This is a genomic window from Streptomyces europaeiscabiei (genome assembly GCF_001550375.1).
Lineage (GTDB): Bacteria > Actinomycetota > Actinomycetes > Streptomycetales > Streptomycetaceae > Streptomyces > Streptomyces europaeiscabiei.
This window is the reverse complement of the sequence record NZ_LRTR01000580.1, coordinates 1-2,248: the sequence shown is the minus strand read 5'-3', so window position 1 is coordinate 2,248 and position 2,248 is coordinate 1. Positions and strand designations below refer to the sequence as shown.

Annotated in this window: 1 protein-coding gene; it reads right to left on the bottom strand. The window is 70.8% G+C overall.

Annotated features, from left to right (window positions below):
* A partial coding sequence (locus tag AWZ10_RS27780; RefSeq protein ID WP_159058364.1) for a type I polyketide synthase occupies positions 1-2,248 on the bottom strand: 2,248 nt, incomplete at both ends.

Here is a 2,248-nt window from a genome sequence, read left to right as displayed (position 1 = left end):
ACCCCGGCCTTGAGCAGCGGATGCCCCGCCGCCCCGAGCCCCGCGGCCGTCACGTCGGCACCGCCGTCGAGGTCGTCCGGCCAGAAGTGTTCGTGTTGGAAGGGGTAGGTGGGTAGGGGGGTGATCTGGCTGGTGGGGGTGGGGAGGGTCTTGGTCCAGTTGGTGGTGTGGCCCTGGACGTGGAGGAGGCTGAGGTTGTGCAGGAGTTGTGTCAGGGTGCCGTGGTTGCGGGTGAGGGTGCCGACGACGATGCCGTTGTGTTCGGTGGCGGCGTTGGTGAGGGGCATCGTCAGTACGGGGTGGGCGCTGATTTCGATGTAGGTGGTGTGGTGGTCGGTGAGGAGGTGGGTGAGGGCTTGGTCGAAGCGGACGGTGTCGCGCAGGTTGCGGCACCAGTACGGTCCGTCGAGTTGGGTGCCGGGGGTGGGTTGTCCGGTGACGGTGGAGTAGAAGGCGGTGTTGGTCTGGGTGGGGGTGATGTTGGTGAAGCCTGCGGCGAGGTTGGGCAGGAGGGGGTCCATGTGGGCGTGGTGGGAGGCGTAGTCGACGTTGATCTTGCGGGCGTAGACGTTGCGCTCTTGCAGCTCGGACACCAGTTGGTCCAGTGCTCCGGCTTCGCCGGAGATGACGGTTGAGGTTGAGGTGTTGATGGCGGCGATGGAGAGGGTTTGGCCGTAGGGGGCGATGAACTGTTCGACTTCGGCTTGGGGGCGTTCGATGAGGGCCATGCCGCCTTGGCCGGAGCAGGCCAGGACTGCCTGGGAGCGTTGGGCGACGATCTGGGCGCCCTGGTCCAGGGTGAGGGCGCCGGCGGTGACGGCGGCGACGACTTCGCCCTGGGAGTGGCCGATGACGGCGTCGGGGTGGATGCCGTGGGAGCGCCATAGGGCGGAGAGGGCCACGCCCATGGCGAAGAGGGCGGGCTGGATGACGTCGACCCGGTCGTGGGGCGGGTGCTCGCCGCCGTCACCGGTGAGGACCTCGCGTACCGACCAGCCGGTGAAGGGCTTCAGGGCCGCGTCGCAGGCGTCGATCGTCTCGGCGAAGACGGGTGACTGGGTGAGCAGGTCGCGGCCCATGCCGATCCACTGGCTGCCCTGTCCGGGGTAGACGAAGACGGTCTTGCCGCGCGGCTGGGCCGTGCCGGTCACGACCTGCTCGTGGGGCCGGCCCTCGGCGATGGCGCGGAGTCCAGCCGTGGCCTCGTGGGTTGATGCGGCGAGGACGGCGGCGCGGGTGTCGAAGTGGGTGCGGTGCAGCGCGGCCGTGGCGGCCACATCCGTCAGCGGGACCTGGTCGTGGCTGTCCAGCCAGTCCGCCCAGCGTCCGGCCTGTTCCCGCAGTGCCGCCTCGCTGCGGCCCGACACCACGATCGGCACCGGCAGTTCCGGAGCCTCAGCGGCCTCGGCCGCCTCGACGGCGGGCGCCTCCTCCAGAATCACGTGTGCGTTGGTGCCGCTGAGACCGAACGAGGAGATGCCCGCGCGGCGTGTCCGCTCGCCGCGCTCCCACGGACGGGCCTCCTGGAGCAGCTCCAGGCCGGAGCCCTCCCACTCGATGTGCGGGCTGGGCTCGTCCGCGTGCAGGGTCTTGGGCAGGGTGTCGTGCTGCAACGCCAGCACTGTCTTGATCACGCCGATGGCGCCTGCCGCGGCCTGGGCGTGGCCGATGTTGGACTTGGACGAGCCCAGAAGCAGCGGCCGGTCGGCTGTCCGGGTGGGTCCGAAGACTGCGGCGAGGGCGCCGGCTTCGATGGGGTCGCCGAGGCTGGTGCCGGTGCCGTGGGCCTCGATGGCGTCGATGTCGTCGGGGGAGAGGCGGGCGGCTGTGAGTGCGTCCTGGACGACGCGCTGCTGGGAGGGGCCGTTGGGGGCGGTCAGGCCCTGGCTGCGGCCGTCCTGGTTGACGGCGCTGCCGCGGATGACCGCCAGCACCCGGTCGCCGTCGCGTTCGGCGTCGGAGAGGCGCTTGAGGACCAGCATGCCCGCGCCCTCGGCCCAGCCGACCCCGTTGGCGTCGGCGGAGAAACTCTTGCAGCGGCCGTCGGCCGACAGGCCCTTGAGGCGGCTGAACTCGACGAACGTCGACGGCGTCGACATGACGGTGACACCACCGGCGAGGGCGAGACCGCATTCCCGGGTGCGCAGCGCAGAGACCGCGAGGTGCAGGGCGACCAGCGACGACGAGCACGCCGTGTCCACGGTCAGGGCCGGACCCTGCAGACCGAGCGTGTACGACACCCGGCCCG